The following is a 22,742-nucleotide window of genomic DNA, read 5'->3' as shown; positions in this document are numbered from 1 at the left end:
AGTGGATCCCTTCCCTTGGTTAGTTTCCGGAACTCGGTACTGCCTGCCGCTGCGCCTTGTTAGCCCAGAAGCCGGCCAACATGGCGCCCGACAGATTATGCCAGACAGAAAATATCGCACTGGGGATGGCCGCCATGGGGCTGAAAAACTTGATGCACAGCGCCGTCGCCAGGCCGGAGTTTTGCAGCCCCACCTCGATGGAGATGGTCTTGCAGACGCTATGCTCGAACCCCAACAAGCGGCAGCAGCCGTAACCCAGCGCCAGCCCCATGCCATTATGTAAAAATACCGCCAGCAGTATGATGGGGCCGACGCTGTCGAACTGGCTGGCATTCAGGGCGACGATAATCATGATGGCCATGACTATCGCCAGCACGGACACCAGAGGCAATGCCGCAGCGACTCTGCCGACCAGCGGCCTGAACCTATGGTGAATGAACACCCCAACCCCGACGGGCAGCAGCACTATCTTCACCAGGCTCATCAGCATGCCGGTGAAGGGAATGGCTATCATCTCACCGAGCGAGAGATTGATGAGCAGCGGCGTCAGCAGCACCCCGGCGAGGGTCGACAGCGCCGTCATGCTGATAGACAGGGCCACATCCCCCTTCGCCAGATAACAGACGACATTGGATGCCGTGCCCCCCGCGACACTGCCCACCAGCACCATGCCGATCGTCAGCTCGCGATCCAGCCCCAGCAGCAGGCTGATGCCCAGGGCACTCAGTGGCATTATGCTGAATTGCAGCACCAGCCCGGTCAACACCGCCTTCTTCCGGGTCAATGCCCGGGAAAAATCCGCCAAGCTGAGCGTGAGCCCCATGGACAACATTATGATGACCAGCAGCGGCACTATCAGGAACTTGAGCCCGCTAAACCAAGCCGGCAGCCAATAAGCCGTCATGGCACCGAACAGCGCCAGGAGGGGAAACAGCCGGTTCACCTTTGCCTGCATAGTAAGCCTTCAAAAACATTGTGTTAGTTAATTGTTACTTGCAGATGATACAGCAGCCAAGCCGATAGGCAAGTGAGTCATATGAACCCAGAGTAATAAGCTCGGAGTAATAAGCTCGGAGTAATAAGCTCGGAGTAATAAGCTCGGAGTAATAAGCTCGGAGTATGGTTCGGCGAAGGGCAAGCGCGCTAACTAGCGTCACACTCGGTATCTTGTCCTTGACCACCAACACAGCAGAGGAACATGTCGCCCACAACGACATTGGCAACTCGCCAAAGCCCACATGACATTTGGCGATTTTCTCGCTCTCGCGAAAAATCCTATTCTGACCCGCTCTTCCCCAACTTAGGCTTGCTTTCGAGCACCAACCCATCAAAAGGCTAACCCAATCAGCCTCCAGGCGTTAGACCTTTGCCCTCCACGGCTAAGACGGGTCGATGTCAGGGTAGCCGGCGGCAATGGCCCAAGAGGCATGGGCATATGCCAGTGTAGAGACAAATATGAGGTTAACGCGCTGTCGACGCTTCGATGCTGTCAACGCTGTCAATGCTGTCGACGCTGCCAAGAACAAGGCCGGCTCACTCTTTGAGCCCCATCAGTTTTAATTTACGATACAAAGCATTGCGGCTGATCCCCAAGCGTTTGGCGCATTGGCTCACATTGCCCTCACAGGCCTGGTACGCCTGCAGTACATTGCTGTAAATTGCCTCATTCAAGGAATCCGCATTCACTGCTGCACTCCTTTGCCGCGACGCGCCGCTTTCCCGTTGCAAGGGAGATCCTGCGCTTTGCTCCAGGCCCGCCTCAGGCTCTCCCTGTAACGGCCCGGCGTTTAATACCGGGCAAGCTAACTTCGCGGCGAGATAATCGGGTAGATGCTGCCAACTCAGAGTGTCATCCCCCTCGGCCATCAAACAGGCCACCTGCATGAGATTATCTAGCTCACGCAAATTTCCCGGCCAATGGTGCTGCATCAGTTGCCCCAAGAGTTCGGGGCAGATGGCCTGCGCAGCAATGCGATGCTTGCGGTGCAATTTATGTATGATGCGCTCGATATCCTGCCGCTCACGCAATGCAGGCAAGCACACTTGCAGACCATTAAGCCGATAGAATAAATCCTGCCGAAACAGTCCCTGGGCCACCTGTTGTTCCAAATCCATATGGGTCGCGGCAATAATTTGGATATCGACTTTGAAGCTTTGATTGCTGCCAACGGGAACGACTTCGCGCTCCTGCAACACCCTGAGCAAACGACTCTGGGCCGCGAGCGGCATTTCACCTATTTCGTCCAGAAACAAGAAGCCGCCGTGGGCCTGGCGAATCTTGCCCATAAACCCGGTACGGTTCGCCCCAGTGAAGGCGCCGGCCTGATAACCAAAGAGTTCAGACTCCACCAATTCGGCAGGCAATGCCGCACAGTTCACCGCCACCAAGGGCCCGGCACGGCGCGCACTCCGGGCGTGCAGTTTTTTGACAAATTGCTCTTTGCCCACCCCGGTTTCACCTAGCACCAGCAGTGGAATTTGCTTGGTAATCACCTTATTGGCATACAGCCAGGCACGCTCGAGCAGAGGATCTCGGAATCGAACGCCCAATGGGTTGGGCGCTTTATCCGTCATAGCAACACGCTGCTTTGCACCCGGCATATTCAAGGCCTGAGTCTGTAAATGCAGCGCCAAGTGCCGATTGAAGCCACAGGTACGACTCCAATTGCCCCCTAAATACTGGTCGACGGCATCGCCCACCTTGGCATGGTTAAGCAATTGTTTCGCCATGGGATTACAACCCACTATGCGGCCATCTCGGTCGGCAATCACTATGCCCTGCCAACCCGAATTCAGCAAATTTGGCTGCGCCGCCAGATCGATTCGATAGTGGCTATCGGGCAAATGACACAGGAGCGCTGTCTCAACCTGCAGCGCCAGGCTCGACACCAACATTAAGGTCTGCTGTGTATGCCTTTGCTGCTCGCTGGTGATGTCTATCACCCCGAGCATCTCACCCTGGGGGGAAAATATCGGGCAAGCGGTACAACTCATGAAACGGTTCTGGCGAATAAAATGTTGCTCGCCCACCACGGAAACCGCTTGTTTTGCCGTCAGCGCAGTGCCTATCGCATTCGTGCCCTTGTATTGTTCGAGCCAATTGACCCCGATATCCAGGGCAACGTCGGCAAGCCTAGTGGAATAATGGCTCACGCCCCAGTGCCTGAGCACATAGCCGTCGGCATCCGAGAGCAGCAGCCGGCTATTGGAATGGGCCATCAACTGATTGAACAAGGGCAAGGCATGGGACTGAACTAAGGCTATGAGCATCTGATATTGCTCATGTTTTTGTTTTAACTCGCTGGCGTCCAGCCTTAACTCCCGGGACGACTGACACTCTGACAGGCCGGCGCCGATGCTGCGCTGCCACGAATCGGCCAACCAAGCCTGTGTCGATGGTAAATGCGGTTTAACTGTCATAGCCGTGCTCCCGGACGCTGTTCCAATTCGGCACACTTGCCATGTGCCATTCGATGACAAAGAGACCTCAGGGCAAGCTGCTATCCATGAGCGCCCATGCTGATTCGCATCTGCAAAATCAGCTTTTCATCATACTGTTAGCACAACAAGTGTACAACTCTTGCCAGTTTGGCACTCTCCTTGCGATGCATCCCTAGTGTGCAGTCTCAGCTGTTGCATAAGAGAACACTAGGCCAATCAATAGGATTGGCCCAATAGCCGAACCCATAAAATACAAAAGGCATCCACAGGAGATGCCTCGACAAGACTCACTTGCTTAGGCGCAGGATGCAAAAATACCTGTCGCTACCGCATGCCATCCACAAGAAGGAATGATGCTATGATTTATGCTCAACCCGGAACCCCAGGCGCACTGGTTAACTTTAAAGAAAAATACGCCAACTTCATCGGCGGCAAATGGATCGCCCCGGTCAATGGTAAATACTTCGACAATCGCTCACCCGTGAATGGCCAAAACTTCTGTCAAATTCCGCGCTCCGACGCCCAGGATATTGAATTGGCATTGGATGCCGCCCATGCGGCTAAGGATGCATGGGGTAAAACCTCTGTCACCGAGCGCTCGAACCTGTTGCTGCGCATCGCAGATAGGGTCGAGCAAAACCTGGAATACCTGGCCGTGGCCGAAACCTGGGAAAACGGTAAAGCCGTGCGTGAAACCCTGAATGCCGACTTGCCTTTATTCGTCGATCACTTCCGCTACTTTGCAGCTTGCATCCGGGCACAGGAAGGCAGCGCCGCCGATATCGATGACAATACAGTGAGCTATCACTTCCCCGAGCCTTTGGGCGTGGTCGGCCAAATCATCCCTTGGAATTTCCCTCTGTTGATGGCGGCATGGAAAATCGCGCCGGCTCTGGCCGCAGGTAACTGTGTGGTGCTCAAGCCCGCCGAACAAACACCCGTGTCGATTCTGGTATTAGTCGAACTCATCGAAGACCTATTACCAGCGGGTATTCTCAACATAGTCAACGGCTTTGGCGCCGAGGCGGGACAAGCGCTGGCCACCAGCAAACGCATAGCCAAATTGGCCTTTACCGGCTCGACCGAAATTGGCTATCACATTTTAAAATGCGCCGCCGAGTCCTTGATCCCGTCGACGGTTGAGCTGGGTGGCAAGTCACCTAACGTGTATTTTGCCGATGTGATGGACCACGAGGACGAGTATTTAGATAAGGCCGTCGAGGGTATGTTGCTGGCCTTCTTCAATCAAGGTGAGGTCTGTACCTGTCCATCCAGGGTGTTAATCCAAGAGTCAATTTACGATCGCTTCATCGAAAAAGTGCTCGCCCGCGCCCAAAGCATCAAGCAAGGCGATCCCTTGGATACAGAGACTCAAGTCGGTGCCCAAGCGTCCCAAGAACAGTTCGACAAGATCTTAAGTCACCTGGCCATAGGTAAGAATGAAGGCGCGGAAGTCCTGTTGGGCGGCACCCTTTGCCAACTCGAGGGTGCCCAGAGTCAAGGCTATTACATCAGCCCAACGATCATGAAGGGCCACAATAAGATGCGTATCTTCCAGGAGGAGATCTTCGGTCCTGTGATTTCTGTCACCACCTTTAAAGATGAAGCCGAAGCACTGGCGATCGCTAACGATACCGAATATGGCTTAGGCGCAGGCGTGTGGACGCGGGATATGAACAGGGCCCAACGCATGGGACGGGGCATTCAAGCGGGCCGCGTTTGGATCAACTGTTACCACGCCTATCCGGCCCACGCGGCCTTCGGCGGCTACAAAAAATCCGGCATCGGCCGTGAAACCCACAAGATGATGCTCAACCATTATCAAAATACCAAGAACCTCTTGGTCAGTTACGATGTGAACCCCTTAGGCTTCTTCTGAGTGACTTCTTCTAAGTGACTTCTTCTAAGTGGCCCATCCAAGTGATTAATCTGCAGCGGCGCTACATAAGAAAGGGCGAATAGCCCTTTCTTCCTATAGGATTGCCAGATGTTAAGCATGCCGGGGGGCTTGGTTGTCATTTACCCGCGTCCTAGATGGCAGTTGGCTGAGACCCCATTGACTAAAATTACCTTTTCCGTTGATTTAACGGCAGATATCTCCGCCTTACCCATGCCTGCATTGCCACTTACTAGGCCCATGGCGATGTAGTTTGGCGATTGACAGCCTTACGACCGAGAGAGCAGCGGGTCAATTGCATCCATACAAAAAGGCCGGTTCGACATCGCAATGTGCCATGATTTAGGTGCACAAAATCTGACTCGGCCTTTCCCAACCTCGACTTATTTTCGAGCGTCCAACTCATCAAAAAGGCTGACCAAATCAACCTCTAGACTCTTACCTTCCACGGCGGAGACAAGTCGATGCCGTTGAGGCTCTGCAAGCTGTGAAAACTCCTGTTCACGTTCGACAGAGTCAATCGACATGTACTTATGTTTCAGCTCTGATACATCCGCCTTTTTATTCAGCAACTCATGCGCCAAAGCTCTCAGTTCATCTGTAGCGGAGCAGTCAACTATGCGTTTATCTTTTAGATAAAAAATGCCAACTGCAGCAGTTTCTCTGTCTATACCGGCCAAATCACTTGCCTGAACTGGCGTTTTGCTTTTTTCAATAGCCACGCATTCCGATACTTTAGATTCATAAATCTGGTAGTAAGTAGGCTCTATGCCCAGGGCATGACCAGCAGTCGTCAGCAGCACCGCAGCAGCAAGAGTATTAACGAGCTTCATTGTAGACACACCTCCAGAACTTCTGCTCTTTAAGACTCAAGGAACGCGCTTTAAGAATGACCATCTGCCCTGCAATGTCACTAACCTTACGTTTTAAAATCGGGGTAGATGATGCCATTGCATTCCCAAGAAGTTCGAAATCTGTTGTTTGTATTTTATATGAAGATGAGAGTGGGCCATTTTTGGTAAAAATGTCGTTGAGAATTGATAAGCCTAACGCTGTGCCAAGCCAATTAGCTCGCCTTGTAAGCTCCCTCATGTCTTTGATTGCAGCTTTGCTTTCAGGTCCGAAGCGGACGCCATCGATTGGACAAGTCATATTCCCTCCTTGGGCTTACCTGTTACATTGAAAATCCATTTTAACGCGGGGATCATCACATATTTTGATACTAAGCACCAGTAGCGCATAGCCTATACATCTGAAATATATGGCCATTCCCCTCTAATATAGCTGTTCAGAATGGTAGAACACTCGATAGGACGAGCAGGGTGATGAAACTCTCGGCAGAGAACCAGTGACCCACCAGCCTAGCGTCGCTGCAAGGCGAATTTGCAGCAAACCACCTGCCGTGGGCCTTCGCACTGTTACTCCAATGACACGCAGCAAGTTCGTCCCTGAATGCTCTGCGGCAAAATCCCTTTCGCCGAAGGTCATTGGTGCAACAGTGCCTGTTTGGTGCCCTATCCTTGCAATCTGGTGTCAATTTTCATCTTCAAGACCCCCTATCTGCTACCGAAAACACCAGTTCCCTTCTGCATCACAATTCTGGCCATCCATTATAAAACAACAAGATAATGCGCTTCAGGCGAGTTACAAAGTATGGGGGTGTCGCCCTGGCGCAGGAAAGCTTGTAGAACATGAACAAAGGGGTTCAGACTTACAATATTTGCGGATAACGGTCAAAAGTCGTAACTTTTGACCGTCATTGCTGAGCACAATTCTGGCCATCCATTATAAAACAACAAGATAATGCGCTTCAGGCGAGTTACAAAGTATGGGGGTGTCGCCCTGGCGCAGGAAAGCTTGTAGAACATGAACAAAGGGGTTCAGACTTACAATATTTGCGGATAACGGTCAAAAGTCGTAACTTTTGACCGTCATTGCTGAGAGTCAGGCACAACCTATTCGCGCCTGGTTAATGCAGAAAGTCTTTGATGCCGTTAGGCAGATTGGAGATGGTTCAGCCCGCTTTGAGGTACTGACAACAGGTGGCGAAGTGCCGTCGTCGTTTATCCAAATGCTCACAATAGCAGGTGAGCTCTGGCAGCGTCCCCACTGGGCCGTGAAATAACTTACCAAACTCAGTGGTGAGCTTAAGCCAGTTTTCTGCTGGAATATTCAGCTTGGTCAGCACCTTGGCGCTATTCTCACCGATAGCGCCACGCTTATCTTCCCGAATAATGCGTCCGGTATCATCAACCAGCTGAAGGTAATCTTTTAATGAAAAATTAATCCCTTCCGGCTGCTGCTCTCGCTCATTGCCAATGAAAGGGAGTAGACATGTGGGCTGTTCGCCTCTAAGTGCCGCCTGAATGCGTAGCTGAATACTGGTATGGTCTGACTGCTCTGGCGTTGTTGCAATAGCCGCACGAATGGGGTTTAAATCGACATAGGCCATACAGGCAAGCAATGCAGCCCCATCAAGCAAGGCTTGCGATTTAAACCTTCCCTCCCAAAATCTGCCCGAGCAGTTATCTTCCTGGTTAGCTTGCCGGGCAATGGGCTCATTCAGGCAGCGCATAAACCAAGATATGTCGCATAACCTGCTGCGATAGGTAGCAATGGAGTGCTTTAAATTGACCACCTCATGTGACTCAACCAGCTCACCCTGGGTAAATTTTTGGGTTAACTCATTCCCCTTGAACAACTTATGCCATTGCTCAAGCACTTCCCTGTCGCTCCAATTGTTCGCAGTAGCTATGTCGATACGAAGCACCACATGCAGGTGATTTGACATTACAGCAAAAGCCGCCACATCAATCGCGAAGACTTCAGCCAGCTCAAATAACAGCGACTCGACCCAGCCTCGGCGATGGTCATAATTTTTACCCGAGTATTTGTCTTCACCACAAAGGTAGGCCCGCCGCACCACACGGCTGCAACAATGGTAATAAGGCGTGTCTTCCAAGCTAATCTGGCTTCTTCGGGGGCGCGGCATGGCATCAATCCAACATCGACAACTTAGTTCAGTCTAGTCGAGGCTGCCACATCAAGCTATTTATGCTGGGTGTCCTCGTTTCTCTCGTTTCTTTCAAAAACGGCCATTCGTGCGGTGCCGTATAACGCTGCGCTCTGCGGCAAATTTGGATCGCAGCGTAAATTTGTCCGACAGCAGCGCTTTGTATGGTTAATCCTGGCCCTATGTAAAGCAAAACTGAAAGGCCTCCATTACTTTGCCGTCGGTGCTTGCAGAAAACCTTTGATCATCGGCACCAACCAATCGACCCGCGTCGTCACTTGCATGTGATCTGTATCGGGAAGCACGGCGAGCTGAGCGTGTTGGAAGAGCCGGAATGTTTCTACGGCGTGTTCCGGGCGTATGACGTCGGCGTCGCCGACAACAACCAGCGTCGGCGCGGAAACGCTGCGGATCGCATCAGTTGGAATATCCTTGAATTCCAGCACGCGTCGCGCGGCCTTGTCGTGAAATAGTCGTAGATTCTCTGGGTGAGGCGCAACCTTGAGATATTCTTCTTGCAGCTCCTGTGGCATGTTTTCTAACTTGGCATTAGCCATCGCGTCCCAGAGCCACGGATACGCGCCATCGCGCTTAAGAAGGGTCGAGGCCAGTACTAGCTTGCGCACTACCTTTGGATGCCTAATCGCCACCTGCAAAGCTATGGTACCACCGTTGCTGAAACCGAAGAGATCGGCTTTTTCAATATGCAGGTAGTCCAAGAGTGCGGCAGTGTCGTCGGCCGACTGCTCGAAGCTGAATGGCCGTTCGATGATGTCTGCGGTGTGTCCATAGCCCTGCTGTTCGAATGCAATGATCTGCCGGGAGCGGGAGAGTTCTGGCAGGATGTGACCAAACGACGTATTGATTGTATCGCCACCGCCGTGTAGCAGTACCAGAGGCGGCTGCGCTGAGTTCTTGATGCCATGGATCTCGAAGTAAATGCGCAGACCGTTGATAGGAGCGTAGCCTGTCTGGACTGCTTGTGGGTTCTGATTCATTGCTGATTGCTCCGCATTCTGTGCTGCTGTTGGCGCAACGCCCCCGAAAGTGAATATTGCTACTGTTGTGGTTAAATGCAGAAGCTGCATGACGATTCTTTTATTCATTGTGAAATCCTCTCGAAAGAATATACAAGGATGACAAGGCCGGTCGATCTTGATCGGCCAGACCTTAGCCCTCTATATAGTCGTACGAGAAATTTCGAAATCGACATCAGTTGTAAATTTTTGGGGGGATTCGGATGTCTAACGCTAAGGCGTCCGGCGGCCACAGGCCGCTAACTGCTGCGCCTTGTTAAGTTTCGGCGGTCCAGACTTCAGACTCACCACCATTTACGATAATTACTTGCGCATTGCTAATTGGGCAAAGATCTATATTTGCGCTATAGCTAGTGATTATGCTTTCAGCAGATTCTTTGAATGGAAAGTTTGTATGATGTGGAACAGGATAGAAATCAATCATGCCTAGTGATGAAAACGAACATATATTAGACGCTGCCGTAAAATCGTCCATATCCTTTACATACTCAATGTTCCGCGACATTACAATAGTACCGGCAGACTCTCCGATATATATTTTTCCTGAACTTACTTGCTCCTTAACGATTTTATCTGCACCGCTTCTTTTCAACTCTTGAAGCAAAAAAAAGGTATTTCCGCCAGTGATATAGATGTAGTCATTTTTTTTGAGCTTGCTATCTATCTCTTCATATGAAGCAGTTGAAATCTCAAGTTCATCAACAATTAGCCCGCATTCTTCGAGGGCTTCTTTACCTGTTTCCACATAAAATTTAACCTCTTCTACGAGGCTTGCAGTGGGTATGAATGTAACGGTTTTTCCTGCACATTTTCCTTCAGTAAATTTTAAAAATAGATCTGCAACATCCACGAAAGATGACGCTAAAAACATTTTTTTCATTCAAACTCCTTCTTGCCTCAATGCTGTCGCTATAGACACTTAACGCCTGCCAGCAGGGGCGCAGGATGCGTCCCTCTGGCTGGCATTGTTAAGTAGTTTCAGCGCTATAGCTTTCAAGGTATGTCACTTCCTCAACTGGTGTCTTAGAGTAAACCCATTTACACCAGTTATCTTGCAACCATTTCAGGTTAATACCACCATTGCTATCCTTTGCAACCTTCGGCAACAAGACTTCCGTCTGGCCTGCATGATACCCCGTTGAGCATATGAATTTATAACCAGAATCCGACTCTGGTTCTTCAATGAGCATAAAGTGCACAGTGTCCTCAAAAGGGTGCTCAGCAGGGAAACAAAACACTGCCCCTCGATATATAGCTCTTTGATCTACTTGAAGAAAATTGATCCAATTCATATCAACTACTTAACATTTAAATAGTGTGCATGCGCATATGTACATTTATAAGATTCACCCCAGACTAGCACAAGTGACTGTTATGTAAAGTATAAAGCTTCATTTTCACTCCAAGCGCTCCGGCTATACACGCATGCGCGTTTGTATAAATAACCAGGCCTAGTTAAGGAAAGGCAAGCCGCCAAGAATTATGGGGACTATTGTTGCTACCCCGCGAATTCACGCCATCATTCCCGCGCAAACGGGAACCCGACATGCGCCATGATGTTAAATCTGGAGGAGAGGTCAGTCGCACTCATTTTCAGCATGCGCTTTATCCTAACTGGCTGTTCCAAATGGTAGAACACTCGATAGGACAAGCAGGGTGATGAAACTCTCGGCAGAGAAGCAGTGACCCATTAGCCTAGCGTCGCTGCAAAGTGAATTTGCAGCAAACCACCTGCCGTGGGCCTTCGCACTGTTACTCCAATGACACGCAGCAAGTTCGTCCCTGAATGCTCTGCGGCAAAATCCCTTTCGCCGAAGGTCATTGGTGCAACAGTGCCTGTTTGGTGCCCTACCTTTGCAATCTGGTGTCAATTTTCATCTTCAAGACCCCCCATCTGCTACCGAAAACACCAATTCCCTTCGAAGTTCGAGGACCATTGTTTGTACAAGAGTAACTTCGTGGGGCGGCACGTGATTTACCTCATGGGAACTGGAAAACACGACTCTGCCGATCCTCGCCCTTAGGGTCCTATCGCTGTTCAACCTGGGTTAGACAAATACCGCGAGCATCTTGATGCTTAAGGCCAGCGAGACCAGACCGAAGATCCGCTTCAATTGCACCTCGGGCAGGTTGTGTGAACAGCGGGCGCCCAAAGGTGCGGCGGCCATGCTGGCGAGGGCTATGGTCACAAAGGCCGGCAGATAAATGTAGCCGAGGGTGTAGGGGATTTCCGAGGTGTGTGACCAGCCACTCACCAGGTAGCCCAGGGATCCTGCGATGGCAATGGGAAAACCGATAGCGGCGGAGGTGCCTATGGTTTTTCTCAGCTCCACATTCTTGTAACCCAGGTAGACCAAGGTGAGAAAGCCCCCGCCGACGGCAGCCAGCGCCGATACCGCGCCTATGCCCAAACCGGCAAGCAGCAGTCCCGGCAGACTGACGGGAGATTGGCTTGGCCTGGGTTTCCAATTCATGAACATTTGCAATGCTATGATTGCCATGAAGAGAGAGAAAAACAGCGCGATATAGGCTGGATTGATATGGGACGACCAGCGGGCCGTCATAAAGGCACCGACCAATATCCCGGCGGCCATGCTGGCAACTATATGCCATTGCACCGCGCCGCGGGATGCATGGGCACGGATGCTGGCGGCGGATGACACTATCATGCAGGTCAGTGCCGTGCCGAGCGCCAGGTGGATAACCTGCCCGGATGCCATCCCCTGATAGCCGAACAGCAGAGCCAGCAGCGGCACCAATATGCCTCCGCCCCCAACCCCAAGCAGTCCGGCCATGAAGCCAACAAAACCGCCAAGGGCTAAATACAGCAACAGAAATTCGATACTTAACATGAAAACCTCGCAAGCAGACGTTGAATAATGCTGTTGTGCTTCAAAACCCTGTTGCCGCCATACGGCCAAAACCCGGGAGGCAAGCTTGCCCCGGCAACAGCGCGCCATTCACCCACCTGAGATAGCTTTTGTCTGCTGTTCATTGCACTCATGTTTGTCCTCCTCCCTCGTTAATTTCTCGGCACAGGGTAACCAGGCCTAAGTTGCTGCTTGCCCAGGGGGCGTCTGTGGAGTAGTTTACGAGTTCAAGTCGACTTTAAGTCAATAGGGCTTTTCACATGCCTTGTCAGAATGCGGAGCCCTGGGAGTGAGGAACCTTTCAAGAATGAAATCAGCAGCGGGGGCGAAGATATGATGGACATAGCCGAGGTTGCCAAGGCTTCGGGGTTACCTGCGTCTACCCTGAGGTATTACGAGGAAAAGGGCCTTATCCAGAGCTCTGGTCGCAGCGGGCTGAGACGTCAATTCAGCGATTCTGTGCTGGAGCGCCTGGCGTTGATCTCTCTCGGTGGCGCTGTGGGTTTCAGCCTCGACGACATGGTGCGCATGTTCAGCACCGACGCCGGCAATATAGATAGGAGCTTATTGACGGCCAAGGCCGATGAGTTGGATAGCAAAATCAGTGAACTTACCACAATGCGCGATGGCCTGCGGCACGCGGCCCAGTGCCGGGCCGAGAGTCATTTCGAATGCCCCAAGTTTTTGCGCATCCTGCGTATCGCCGCCAAGAGTCGCTCAAGGCAGCCCAATAAACTGAAAGAAAAGTGAATCCCGCTCCCATATTCCTGGGCTTGGCCATGAAAGTGACATGCCTAGCCAAGGCGCTCATGTCTGTTCTCCACCAGAGACTGCCTCCCATGAAACCAAGCTCGGCTCATGCCCTGGCATTAACCACCATAAGTTTTTAGTGTAAACTCCCCTCTTCGTCCGCCACCCGACTTTTACTACTGGCTATTGCATCGACCTAGAGATAAGGCATTGAAATCATGACCCAAGCGTTGTTTTACCTCATGCCGCCCGCGGCCACCGACGCAGGCCCAGATCCGGCGTTGACGGCAATGCGGCTGCTGGCCTGCCGCCTGGCCCGCCAGGCCTACGAGAGGCAACAGCTGGTGTATATCCACTGCCAAGACAAGACAGCGGCGTTCGAAATCGACGAATTGCTGTGGCAGTTTGAGCCGACGGCCTTCGTGCCCCACAACCTCAAGGGCGAAGGCCCGCTGACCGGCGCGCCGGTGGAGATAGGTTTCGATCGCCTCGGGCCCAATAAAACTCGCCAGTTACTGATTAATCTTGCAGACCAAGCGCCTGCTTTTGCGGTAAACTTTGGCCACATTATCGATTTTGTTGCCAACGACGACAGCCATAAGGCCGTCGCCCGCGAACGCTACAAGCAGTATCGCAACCTGGGGGTCGCATTGCAGACCCAGGACTTAGCAACGCATCCACTTAATTTAGCTTGAGAAAAACACGATCCCATGGAAAAAACATACGATCCTCAGTCCATAGAGCAGGCCCTTTACCAAAACTGGGAAGAGCAAGGTTACTTCAAGCCCCACGGCGATGAGTCCAAAGGCAACTATTGCATCATGATCCCGCCACCGAACGTGACGGGCAGCCTGCATATGGGCCACGCCTTCCAGGACACCATAATGGATACCCTCACCCGCTATCAGCGGATGAAGGGCAAGAACACTCTGTGGCAAGTGGGCACAGATCACGCGGGTATCGCCACCCAGATGCTGGTCGAGCGCAAGCTGGAGGCCGAAGAAGGCAAGAATCGCCACGACTTGGGCCGCGATGCCTTCATGGACAAGGTCTGGGAATGGAAGGCACAGTCCGGCGGCACCATCACCAAGCAGCTGCGCCGCATGGGCGCCTCTGTGGATTGGGACAGAGAGCGTTTCACCATGGACGAAGGTCTGTCCAAGGCGGTGCAGGAAGTGTTCGTGCGCCTGTACGAAGACGAGCTTATCTACCGCGGCAAGCGTCTGGTGAACTGGGATCCCAAACTGCACACGGCGATCTCGGATCTGGAAGTGGAAAACAAGGAAAAACAGGGACACATGTGGCACCTGCGCTATCCACTGGCCGACGGTGCCCTGACGGCCGACGGCAAGGACTACCTGGAAGTGGCCACCACCCGCCCCGAGACCATGCTGGGCGACAGCGCAGTAGCGGTGCATCCGGATGACGAGCGCTATCAGGCACTGATAGGCAAGTTCATCCTGCTGCCGATAGTCAACCGCCGCATTCCCATCATAGCCGACGACTATGTCGACATGGAGTTCGGTACCGGCTGCGTCAAGATCACCCCGGCCCACGACTTCAACGACTATGAAGTGGGCAAGCGCCACAAGCTGCCCATGTTCAACATACTCACCCTGGATGCGGCCATCCGCAGCGAGGCCGAAGTGGTCAACACCGACGGCACTCTCAACACAGAAATAGATGCCAGCCTGCCGGCACGTTACGCCGGGCTCGACAGATTCAAGGCCCGTGATGCCGTGGTCGCAGAATTCGAGACCCTGGGCCTGCTGGAAAAAATTGCCCCCCATGGCCTGAAAGTGCCTTACGGCGACAGATCCGGCGTGGTGATAGAACCTATGTTGACGGACCAATGGTATGTGGCGGTCGCGCCCATGGCCAAAACCGCCATCGAAGCCGTGGAGAACGGCGACATCAAGTTTGTGCCCCAGCAATACGAGAACATGTACTTCTCCTGGATGCGCGACATTCAGGACTGGTGTATCTCGCGCCAGCTGTGGTGGGGTCATCGCATCCCTGCCTGGTACGACGACAGCGGCAAGGTCTATGTGGGTCGCAACGAGGCCGAAGTGCGCGCCAAGCATCAGCTGGCCGATACTGTGACGCTGCGCCAGGACGAAGACGTGCTGGATACCTGGTTCAGCTCGGCGCTGTGGACCTTCTCCACCCTGGGCTGGCCGGACAATCTTGAAGACTTGAAAACCTTCCACCCAACCGACGTGTTGGTGACGGGTTTCGATATCATCTTCTTCTGGGTCGCGCGGATGATCATGATGACAATGCACTTCATCAAGGATGAAGACGGCAAGCCGCAGGTGCCCTTCAAGACCGTGTATGTGACCGGCCTCATCCGTGACGAAGCCGGCAACAAGATGTCCAAATCCAAGGGCAACGTGCTGGATCCGCTGGACATGATCGACGGCATAGATCTCGAATCCCTAGTCGAGAAGCGCACCGGCAACATGATGCAGCCACAGCTCGCTGCCAAGATAGAAAAGAGCACCCGCAAGGAATTTAGCGAGGGCATCGAAGCCCACGGCACAGACGCGCTGCGCTTCACCCTGGCGGCCATGGCCAGCACCGGCCGCGACATCAACTGGGACATGAAGCGCCTGGACGGTTATCGCAGCTTCTGTAACAAGCTGTGGAACGCCTCTCGCTATGTGCTGATGAACACAGAAGATCAGGACTGCGGCCCGGGCTCGCCGGCCTTCCAAGGCGGCGAGATGGAACTGTCGCTGGCGGATCGCTGGATCACGGGTCTGTTCAACCAGACGGTGAAGACCTTCGACGAGCACATGGCGGCCTACCGTTTCGACTTGGCGGCCAATACCTTGTACGAGTTCACCTGGAACCAGTTCTGTGACTGGTATCTGGAGCTGACCAAGCCTGTGCTGCAGAACGGCAGCGAGGCGCAGATGCGCGGCACCCGTCACACCCTGGTGACTGTGCTGGAAGCCATGCAGCGCCTGATGCACCCCATGATGCCTTACATCACTGAGACCATCTGGCAGCGGGTTAAGCCGCTTGCAGGCGTCGAAGGCGACACCATAATGCTGGCGCCTTTCCCGACATTCGATGCCGCCAAGGTCGACACGGCCGCCATGGCAGATCTCGAGTGGGTCAAGCAAGTGATAGTGGCGGTGCGCAACATTCGCGCCGAGCTGAACATAGCGCCATCCAAGCCACTCAACGCCCTGCTGCGCGGCGTAAGCGCCCAGGACAAGGCACGAGTCGAGGCCAACCAGACCTTCTTCACCACGCTCGCCAGGCTGGAAAGCATGACGATACTGGCCGAGGGTGAAACCGCCCCCATGTCGACCACGGGTCTGATTGGCGAGATGGAGCTGCTGATCCCCATGGCAGGCCTCATAGATGTCGCCGCCGAGATGGCCCGTATCGACAAGCAGCTGGAGAAGCTGGCCCAGGAAATCGGCCGCATCGAAGGCAAGCTGTCCAACGAAGGCTTCGTCGCCAAGGCGCCTGCGGCTGTGATCGACAAGGAGCGCGCCAAGATGGTCGAGCTGAAACGCGACATGGACAAGCTGGGCGAGCAGAAGACAGAGTTCGCCAAGCTGGAGGCCTAACACGCCGCCGGCAAAGCGATAAGATTAAGGGCAGCCGCTGGGCTGCCCTTTTTTATGCCAAATGGGGGATTGCGGCGCCGGCTCTCCGGCATATCCAGGGTCCTGCATGCCGGCGGCGTCCCCGCTTTGGCGCCGGCCTGTGTTATAGTCCAAGGCTCTGTTTGATTGTCAGGAATAGGTTTGAAGAAAATTGCCCTGTTTGTCGATGTGCAGAACATCTATTACACCTGTAAGCAGGCCTATGGCCGCCAGTTCAATTACCGCAGGCTCTGGCAGCATCTGAGTCACGAGGGCGAGATAGTTTCAGCCACCGCCTATGCCATCCACAGAGGCGATGACGGCCAGCTCAAGTTTCAGGACGCGCTCAAACACATAGGTTTCCAGGTCAAGCTCAAGCCCTTCATCCAGCGCAGCGACGGCTCGGCCAAGGGCGACTGGGATGTGGGGATCACCATAGATGTGCTGGAGGCCGCTGCCGGGGTCGACACTGTCATACTCCTGTCCGGCGACGGTGACTTCGATCTGCTGCTGCAAAAAATCAACCAAAAATACGCTACCCAGACCCAGGTCTATGGGGTGCCTGGACTGACGGCCAAGTCGCTGATGGACGCCGCCGGGCAGTTTCATCCGATAGACGAGGGCCTGCTGCTCTAACCCGGCAGCCAGCGCGGGCACACTGTCGAAGCGAGCGCCTTGCCTGTCTTAACAACGCAAGGCTCAAGGGCACAGACAAAAAAGCCCGGGAACCGCGCTGGCGATTCCCGGGCTTTGCTTTAGTGTACGCTGCGAGACCCAGGCCAATCACAGGGCTTGAGAACTGCAGCTTATGATGCCTATCCTTTAAAAGCTCAGGCTCAGCGATACCCCAAAGGTATCGACCGACATAAGGCTCGAGAGTTGCAGCTTATGCCGCCTATCCTTTAGAAGCTCAGGCTCAGTGATACGCCAAAGGTATCGACCGAGTTGCGCTCGAGGAAATAACGTTTGATGCCAACGCCCGCGCGCCACTGCTCGCTGAACTTATACTCCAGCTCCAGCCCAACGAAAGGATCTGTGCCGTCACTCTCATGCTTGATGTTATCGTCCAGATAGCGACTGGAATAATCCGTATCCCAGCGGAATAATCCACCGCTGGCAAGGGCACTGAAACCATTATCTTCCCAGAAGCGATAGCCCAGCTCGGCGGCGATCCCCGACCCCAGGGTTGGCGTGATGAGTGCTACCGCCTGGTGGTAACTCTGGGGATCCAACACCTCGGCCTCGAGCCGGGTGGTGGCCTCTCCCAGATCCAGGTAACGGGCAGACAGCAGCCAATTATCCTTGAACTCATAGCCCAGCCCCAATGACCAGGCCAGATCCGAGTCGTCGATATCGACCCTGGAACTGACCGGCAAGGCGGAGAGATGTTCGGATGACTGTCTGGCCCAGCTGCCGCCGACATCGGCCTTGATGAACCAATGTGCCTGACTGGGCAAACTGACCAGCGTCAGTAATAGGGCGGTGAGAGCTGTCTGTTTCATAGAAATCCCTTTCCTAGTTTGATAATGAACCTAGGATATTAATCTTAAAGAAAGCCGAAGGTTATGAGCTCAAGCAATAGACTCATGCTTAACTCGGTAAGTCACACAACACCCACATCTTAGACTAAATTGAAACCCAAGATACAGCTTAATTAACCTGCAACCCGAGGGCTGTTAACCGAGCCCGAATTAACAGTTCCGGACACATGGCGATTGACCAGGCAAGATTGCGGTCCAGGCATTGGCCTGCGAGCGCTGATATTTTGCAGACTAAGCGCCTTTGCCCTTTTGCCCTTTTGATATGGGCCGGGAATACCGAGTCGGGTAGCGGGTTTGCCGCTGCCCTTTGTGTTCTATGCCCGTAATAAGATTAATCCAACTGCCGTATTTCGCAATAAACCTGTGGCAAATAACGAAATATTCTCTCGCCACTGGCCCATGGTTCCCCCTAAACAACAGGGAAATAACAGACTCGCTGATAGCGAGAAGCTGTTGGGGCAGCCTATTACCACCAATAGACGGGGTAATGGCGCTTGGGATTGGTGGAGAGATTGTTGACCAACAGTGCCACCAGCAAGAGAGCCAGCGAGCCTGCCAGCACTGGGGTGAGTGGGTAGAGATAGCCCAACTCATGCACCCCGTCGCCGCCTATCACGGCGATCAGCGCCGCGGCCCCTCCGGGGGGATGCATGGTACGGCTCAGGTGCATGGCGGCTATCGCCAGGGATACCGCCAGGGCCGAGGCGAAAATGAGGTTATCGCCACAGAGCTGATAGACGCTCACCCCCAGGGCGGCGGAGAGCAGATTGCCTAAGACTAAATTGCGCGGCTGGGAAAATTCCGCCAGGGGAGCGCCATAGAGCAGCACGGCCGAAGCGCCGAAGGAGCCGATGACAAACATTTGCCCGACGCCACCCGTGCTCAGCCAGTCACCCAGGCTCGCCACCAGATAGATACCGGCGAAGGCGCCGACCCATGACCAGACAATTTTCTTCAGGGGTTTTCGCGGCGGGCATACCGCCTTGGGCTTCATGCGCTTAAAATAAAGTTTCATTTATTGTACGACCTCAATCAATGATTCGCCTTCTCCGCCGGCCCAGCGGCGCTACGGCCGGGCATTCTACAACAGAAGATCCCAGGACTCTAATGACCGACATCAAGCTGAGACCACAAATTCGGCTCTGGCTTTCCGGGGCTGACACAAGGACTGATACAGGAGCCATGGCTCAGGCATAGAGAGTGCCTGCCAGGGGATCTCGGTGCTGGATTGCAGCGGCTGAATGGCAACGACTGGTATTGCAGCTATGGATGCGGCAACGGCGGCCACACACAAAAAAAAGCCTGAGTCGGGGAACCCAGGCTGCCACTAAAATGTGCAGGGCAAGATGAGGTGTAAATTATCTCAGAGTGCCGGACCTGGATGCTAACCCAGGCGCGGGATGCGGCTCTGTCACTGCAGCTGGCCCGTCAGCCAGGTTCCCGGCGGCGCGGCGTTCACCGCGTTTGGCCAGGGCATGGTAGAACAGAGGTGTCAGTATCAGGCCGAATACGGTCACCCCTATCATGCCGGCGAATACCGCTACCCCCATGGCCTGGCGCATCTCGGCGCCGGCGCCACTGGAAAATACCATGGGCACTACCCCCATGATGAAGGCGATGGACGTCATGAGTATGGGTCTGAGTCGCAACCTGGCCGCTTCCAATATGGCATCCATGGTCGACAGGCCGTGATCTTGCTTCTCCTTGGCGAACTCGACTATCAGGATGGCGTTCTTGGTCGCCAGCCCCACCAGCACTATCAGGCCTATCTGGGTGAAGATGTTGTTGTCGCCGCCATAGATGAGCACCCCACTGAGGGCGGACAAGAGCGTCATGGGGATGATGAGAATGATCGCCAGTGGCAGACTCAGGCTCTCGTACTGGGCCGCCAACACCATGAACACCAGGATGATCACCAGAGGGAACACCAGCAAGCCGGTATTGCCCGCCAATATCTGCTGGTAAGTCAACTCGGTCCACTCATAGGTCATGCCATTGGGCAGGGTCTCGGCCAGGATCTTCTCGATCGCCGCCTGGGCCTCACCCGAGCTGACACCCATGGCCGGGCCACCGTTGAGCTCGGCGGTGGTAAAACCGTTGTAATGCATCACCCTGTCCGGCCCAGAGGACTGAGACACCTTGATGAAGGAACCCAGGGGGATCATGTCACCCTCGAGGTTGCGCACCTTCAGCTGGCCTATCTGCTCCGGACTCTGCCTGAAGCTCTCATCGGCTTGCATATTGACCTGATAGGTACGACCGAAGCGATTGAAATCGTTGACATAGGTCGAGCCCATATAGGTCTGTAGGGTCTGGAAGACACGATCGAGCGATACCCCTTGCTGTTTCGCTTTGGTTCGATCTACATCCAAATCCAGTTGAGGCACATTGACCTGATAGCTGGAGAAGACTCCGGCCAGCTCGGGCGTCGCCCAGGCCTTGTACATCACTTGTTGGGTCACCTGATACAAGGCCTCATAACCCAGGTTGGCTCTGTCCTGAATTTGCAGACGGAACCCTCCTATGGTGCCGAGGCCTTGCACAGGTGGCGGCGGGAAGATGGCAATGAAAGCGTCCTGAATACCGGCAAACTGCTGGTTCAGCTGGGCGGCGATGGCTGCCGCCGACTGGGATGGACTGCGACGCTCTTTAAAATCTTTCAGGGCAACGAATACTATGCCCGAGTTGGGACTGTTGACGAAGCCGTTGATGCTGAGCCCGGGGAAAGCCACCGAGTGCTCGACCCCAGGATGCTCCAGGGCCAGGGTCGACATGCGCTTGATCACGCTCTCGGTTCTGTCCAGGGAGGCGGCATCGGGCAATTGCGCGAAGGCCACCAGGTACTGCTTATCCTGGCCTGGCACATAGCCGGTCGGGGTGTTGGCAAACTGCACCCCGGTCAGGGCCACCAGCCCCAGATACACCAGGCCTATGATGCCACCGAAGCGGATCACCTTGCGTACCAGGAAACCATAGCCGCTGGAGGCGCGGTTGAATAAACGGTTGAAGGGGGCAAACAGCCAGCCACCGAGCAACTTGTCCATCAGCCGGGTCAGAGCGTCCTTGGGGGCATCATGCTCCTTGAGCAACAGGGCCGACAGCGCCGGGCTCAGGGTCAGGGAGTTGATCGCCGAGATGAAGGTCGAGATGGTGATCGTCAGGGCGAACTGCATGTAGAACTGACCCGTCAGCCCCGACATGAAGGCCGTGGGGATGAACACAGCCGCCAGCACCAGAGTGGTGGCCACTATGGGCCCTGTCACTTCCTTCATCGCCTTCTGGGTCGCCGCCACCGGGCTCAAACCCGAGGCGATATTGCGCTCGACGTTCTCGACCACCACTATGGCATCGTCCACTACTATGCCTATCGCCAACACCAGGCCGAACAGCGACAGGGCGTTGAGCGAGAAGCCGAACAGGTGCATGAAGGCGAAGGTGCCGACCAGAGACACGGGCACGGCCACCAGAGGAATGATGGAGGCACGCCAGGTTTGCAGAAACAGCACCACCACCAGCACCACCAGCAGCACGGCTTCCAGCAGCGTCTTGACTACGGCTTCGATGGAGCCGCGCACGAATACCGTCGGATCATAGACGATGGAATATTCCAGTCCCTCGGGAAAATTTTGCGCCAGTTCGGCCATCTTGGCACGGACATCGTCGGAGATCTGAATCGCATTGGAGCCCGAGGCCTGGAACACGGGAATAGCCACGGCATCCTGGTTATCCAGCAGGGAGCGCAGCGCATAGGTAGAAGCGCCGAGTTCGACCCTGGCCACATCCTTGAGGCGGGTGATCTGCCCCTGGGGGCCGACATTGATGATGATGTCTTCGAACTCAGACAGCTCGGTGAGACGACCCTTGACGTTGATCAGCAACTGGAAGTCGGCGTTGCCGCTGGGCTGGGCGCCGAGACTGCCGGCCGCCGCCTGTTGGTTCTGCTCACGCACCGCATTGACTATGTCCTGGGGCGCCAGTCCGAGGGCCGACACCTTGTTGGGATCCAGCCAGATGCGCAGGCTGTATTCACCGGCGCCGAACAGACGCACGGCACCTACCCCTTCGATACGCGCCAGCTCGTCTTTGACATTGAGCGCCGCATAGTTGGACAGGTACAGCATGTCATAGCGTTGATCCGGTGAGGTCAGATGCACCACCATGGTGAGATCCGGCGACGACTTCTCAGTCACTATCCCCAGACGCTGCACTTCCTGTGGCAAACGCGGCTTGGCCCTGTCGACGCGGCTCTGCACCTGGGTCTGCGCCCTGTCCACATCCGTGCCTATGGCGAAGGTGATGGTGAGCGTCATGCGGCCATCCGAGGTCGCCTGGGAAGACATGTACAGCATGTCTTCGACGCCGTTGATTTCCTGCTCCAGCGGCGAGGCCACCGTCTCGGCGATCACCTTGGGGTTGGCGCCTGGATAGTTGGCCGTTACCACTACCGTCGGCGGTACCACTTCCGGGTATTCTGTGATGGGCAATTGCCAGACGGCGATGGCCCCAGTGATAAAGAACAGCAGGGAGATCACTGCCGCAAATATCGGTCTCTTGATGAAGAATTGCGAAAACATGGCCTTTCCTTAAC

Annotated in this window: 17 protein-coding genes; 5 read left to right on the top strand and 12 right to left on the bottom strand. The window is 54.4% G+C overall.

Going from position 1 to position 22,742, the window contains the following annotated elements; translation table 11 throughout:
* Positions 1 to 19 precede the first annotated feature (19 nt).
* Together LZP73_RS09460 and LZP73_RS09455 are read right to left on the bottom strand one after the other, a co-directional pair.
* Positions 20 to 955: a bile acid:sodium symporter family protein gene (locus LZP73_RS09460; protein WP_234234568.1), complete on the bottom strand. Its 936-nt coding sequence runs from the start codon at positions 953 to 955 to the stop codon at positions 20 to 22.
* 578 nt (positions 956 to 1,533) lie between these two features.
* Positions 1,534 to 3,420 (bottom strand): sigma-54-dependent Fis family transcriptional regulator, encoded by a 1,887-nt coding sequence (locus LZP73_RS09455; RefSeq protein WP_234234566.1) that lies wholly within the window; start codon positions 3,418 to 3,420, stop codon positions 1,534 to 1,536.
* A 379-nt stretch (positions 3,421 to 3,799) separates the two neighbouring features.
* Between LZP73_RS09455 and exaC the strand changes: the two genes are divergently transcribed.
* Complete coding sequence (gene exaC, locus LZP73_RS09450) at positions 3,800 to 5,320, top strand: acetaldehyde dehydrogenase ExaC (protein ID WP_234234564.1); 1,521 nt, start codon at positions 3,800 to 3,802, stop codon at positions 5,318 to 5,320.
* Between the two features lie 401 nt (positions 5,321 to 5,721).
* Here exaC and LZP73_RS09445 read toward each other — a convergent pair whose 3' ends face one another.
* From LZP73_RS09445 to LZP73_RS09415, 7 genes are all read right to left on the bottom strand, one after another.
* Positions 5,722 to 6,171 (bottom strand): hypothetical protein, encoded by a 450-nt coding sequence (locus LZP73_RS09445; RefSeq protein ID WP_234234563.1) that lies wholly within the window; start codon positions 6,169 to 6,171, stop codon positions 5,722 to 5,724.
* Positions 6,158 to 6,490 carry a hypothetical protein gene (locus tag LZP73_RS09440; protein WP_234234561.1) on the bottom strand — a complete coding sequence of 111 codons (333 nt, stop codon included), beginning with the start codon at positions 6,488 to 6,490 and terminating at the stop codon, positions 6,158 to 6,160. The genes LZP73_RS09445 and LZP73_RS09440 overlap by 14 nt, the downstream gene beginning before the upstream one ends.
* 862 nt (positions 6,491 to 7,352) lie before the next feature.
* Complete coding sequence (locus tag LZP73_RS09435; protein ID WP_234234559.1) at positions 7,353 to 8,330, bottom strand: transposase; 978 nt, start codon at positions 8,328 to 8,330, stop codon at positions 7,353 to 7,355.
* 230 nt (positions 8,331 to 8,560) lie between these two features.
* Complete coding sequence (locus tag LZP73_RS09430) at positions 8,561 to 9,457, bottom strand: alpha/beta fold hydrolase (RefSeq protein ID WP_234234557.1); 897 nt, start codon at positions 9,455 to 9,457, stop codon at positions 8,561 to 8,563.
* A gap of 187 nt (positions 9,458 to 9,644) precedes the next feature.
* The gene (locus LZP73_RS09425) at positions 9,645 to 10,268 is read right to left on the bottom strand and encodes a peptidase E (protein WP_234234555.1); all 624 of its coding nucleotides are present in this window, start codon (positions 10,266 to 10,268) and stop codon (positions 9,645 to 9,647) included.
* Between the two features lie 88 nt (positions 10,269 to 10,356).
* Entirely contained in the window at positions 10,357 to 10,680 is a 324-nt protein-coding gene (gene imm45 / locus LZP73_RS09420; protein ID WP_234234553.1) for an Imm45 family immunity protein, read from the bottom strand.
* Positions 10,681 to 11,436: 756 nt separating this feature from the next.
* Positions 11,437 to 12,240: a sulfite exporter TauE/SafE family protein gene (locus LZP73_RS09415; protein WP_234234551.1), complete on the bottom strand. Its 804-nt coding sequence runs from the start codon at positions 12,238 to 12,240 to the stop codon at positions 11,437 to 11,439.
* A 354-nt stretch (positions 12,241 to 12,594) separates the two neighbouring features.
* On the opposite strand from LZP73_RS09415, the gene LZP73_RS09410 reads away from it, so the two are divergent.
* From LZP73_RS09410 to LZP73_RS09395, 4 genes are all read left to right on the top strand, one after another.
* Positions 12,595 to 13,008, top strand: coding sequence for a helix-turn-helix domain-containing protein (locus tag LZP73_RS09410; RefSeq protein ID WP_234235249.1), 414 nt, complete (start codon positions 12,595 to 12,597; stop codon positions 13,006 to 13,008).
* A gap of 218 nt (positions 13,009 to 13,226) precedes the next feature.
* Positions 13,227 to 13,703 carry a DNA polymerase III subunit chi gene (locus LZP73_RS09405; protein ID WP_234234549.1) on the top strand — a complete coding sequence of 159 codons (477 nt, stop codon included), beginning with the start codon at positions 13,227 to 13,229 and terminating at the stop codon, positions 13,701 to 13,703.
* Positions 13,704 to 13,718: 15 nt separating this feature from the next.
* Positions 13,719 to 16,595, top strand: coding sequence for a valine--tRNA ligase (locus LZP73_RS09400; RefSeq protein WP_234234547.1), 2,877 nt, complete (start codon positions 13,719 to 13,721; stop codon positions 16,593 to 16,595).
* Positions 16,596 to 16,775: 180 nt separating this feature from the next.
* Positions 16,776 to 17,249, top strand: a complete 474-nt coding sequence (locus LZP73_RS09395) for a LabA-like NYN domain-containing protein (protein ID WP_234234545.1) — start codon at positions 16,776 to 16,778, stop codon at positions 17,247 to 17,249.
* A gap of 266 nt (positions 17,250 to 17,515) precedes the next feature.
* Here LZP73_RS09395 and LZP73_RS09390 read toward each other — a convergent pair whose 3' ends face one another.
* The 3 genes from LZP73_RS09390 to LZP73_RS09380 all read right to left on the bottom strand — a co-directional run bounded on the left by LZP73_RS09390 (position 17,516) and on the right by LZP73_RS09380 (position 22,728).
* The gene (locus LZP73_RS09390) at positions 17,516 to 18,115 is read right to left on the bottom strand and encodes an outer membrane beta-barrel protein (protein WP_234234543.1); all 600 of its coding nucleotides are present in this window, start codon (positions 18,113 to 18,115) and stop codon (positions 17,516 to 17,518) included.
* A 505-nt stretch (positions 18,116 to 18,620) separates the two neighbouring features.
* The gene (locus LZP73_RS09385; protein WP_234234541.1) at positions 18,621 to 19,169 is read right to left on the bottom strand and encodes an HPP family protein; all 549 of its coding nucleotides are present in this window, start codon (positions 19,167 to 19,169) and stop codon (positions 18,621 to 18,623) included.
* Positions 19,170 to 19,512: 343 nt separating this feature from the next.
* On the bottom strand, positions 19,513 to 22,728 hold the full coding sequence (locus tag LZP73_RS09380) for an efflux RND transporter permease subunit (RefSeq protein ID WP_234234539.1): 3,216 nt from the start codon (positions 22,726 to 22,728) through the stop codon (positions 19,513 to 19,515).
* Positions 22,729 to 22,742: the final 14 nt, after the last annotated feature.

It is taken from the genome of Shewanella sp. AS16 (assembly GCF_021412365.1).
Classification (GTDB): domain Bacteria; phylum Pseudomonadota; class Gammaproteobacteria; order Enterobacterales; family Shewanellaceae; genus Shewanella; species Shewanella salipaludis.
The sequence above is the reverse complement of the archived record's forward strand: the minus strand, read 5'-3'. Positions and strand labels throughout refer to the sequence as shown.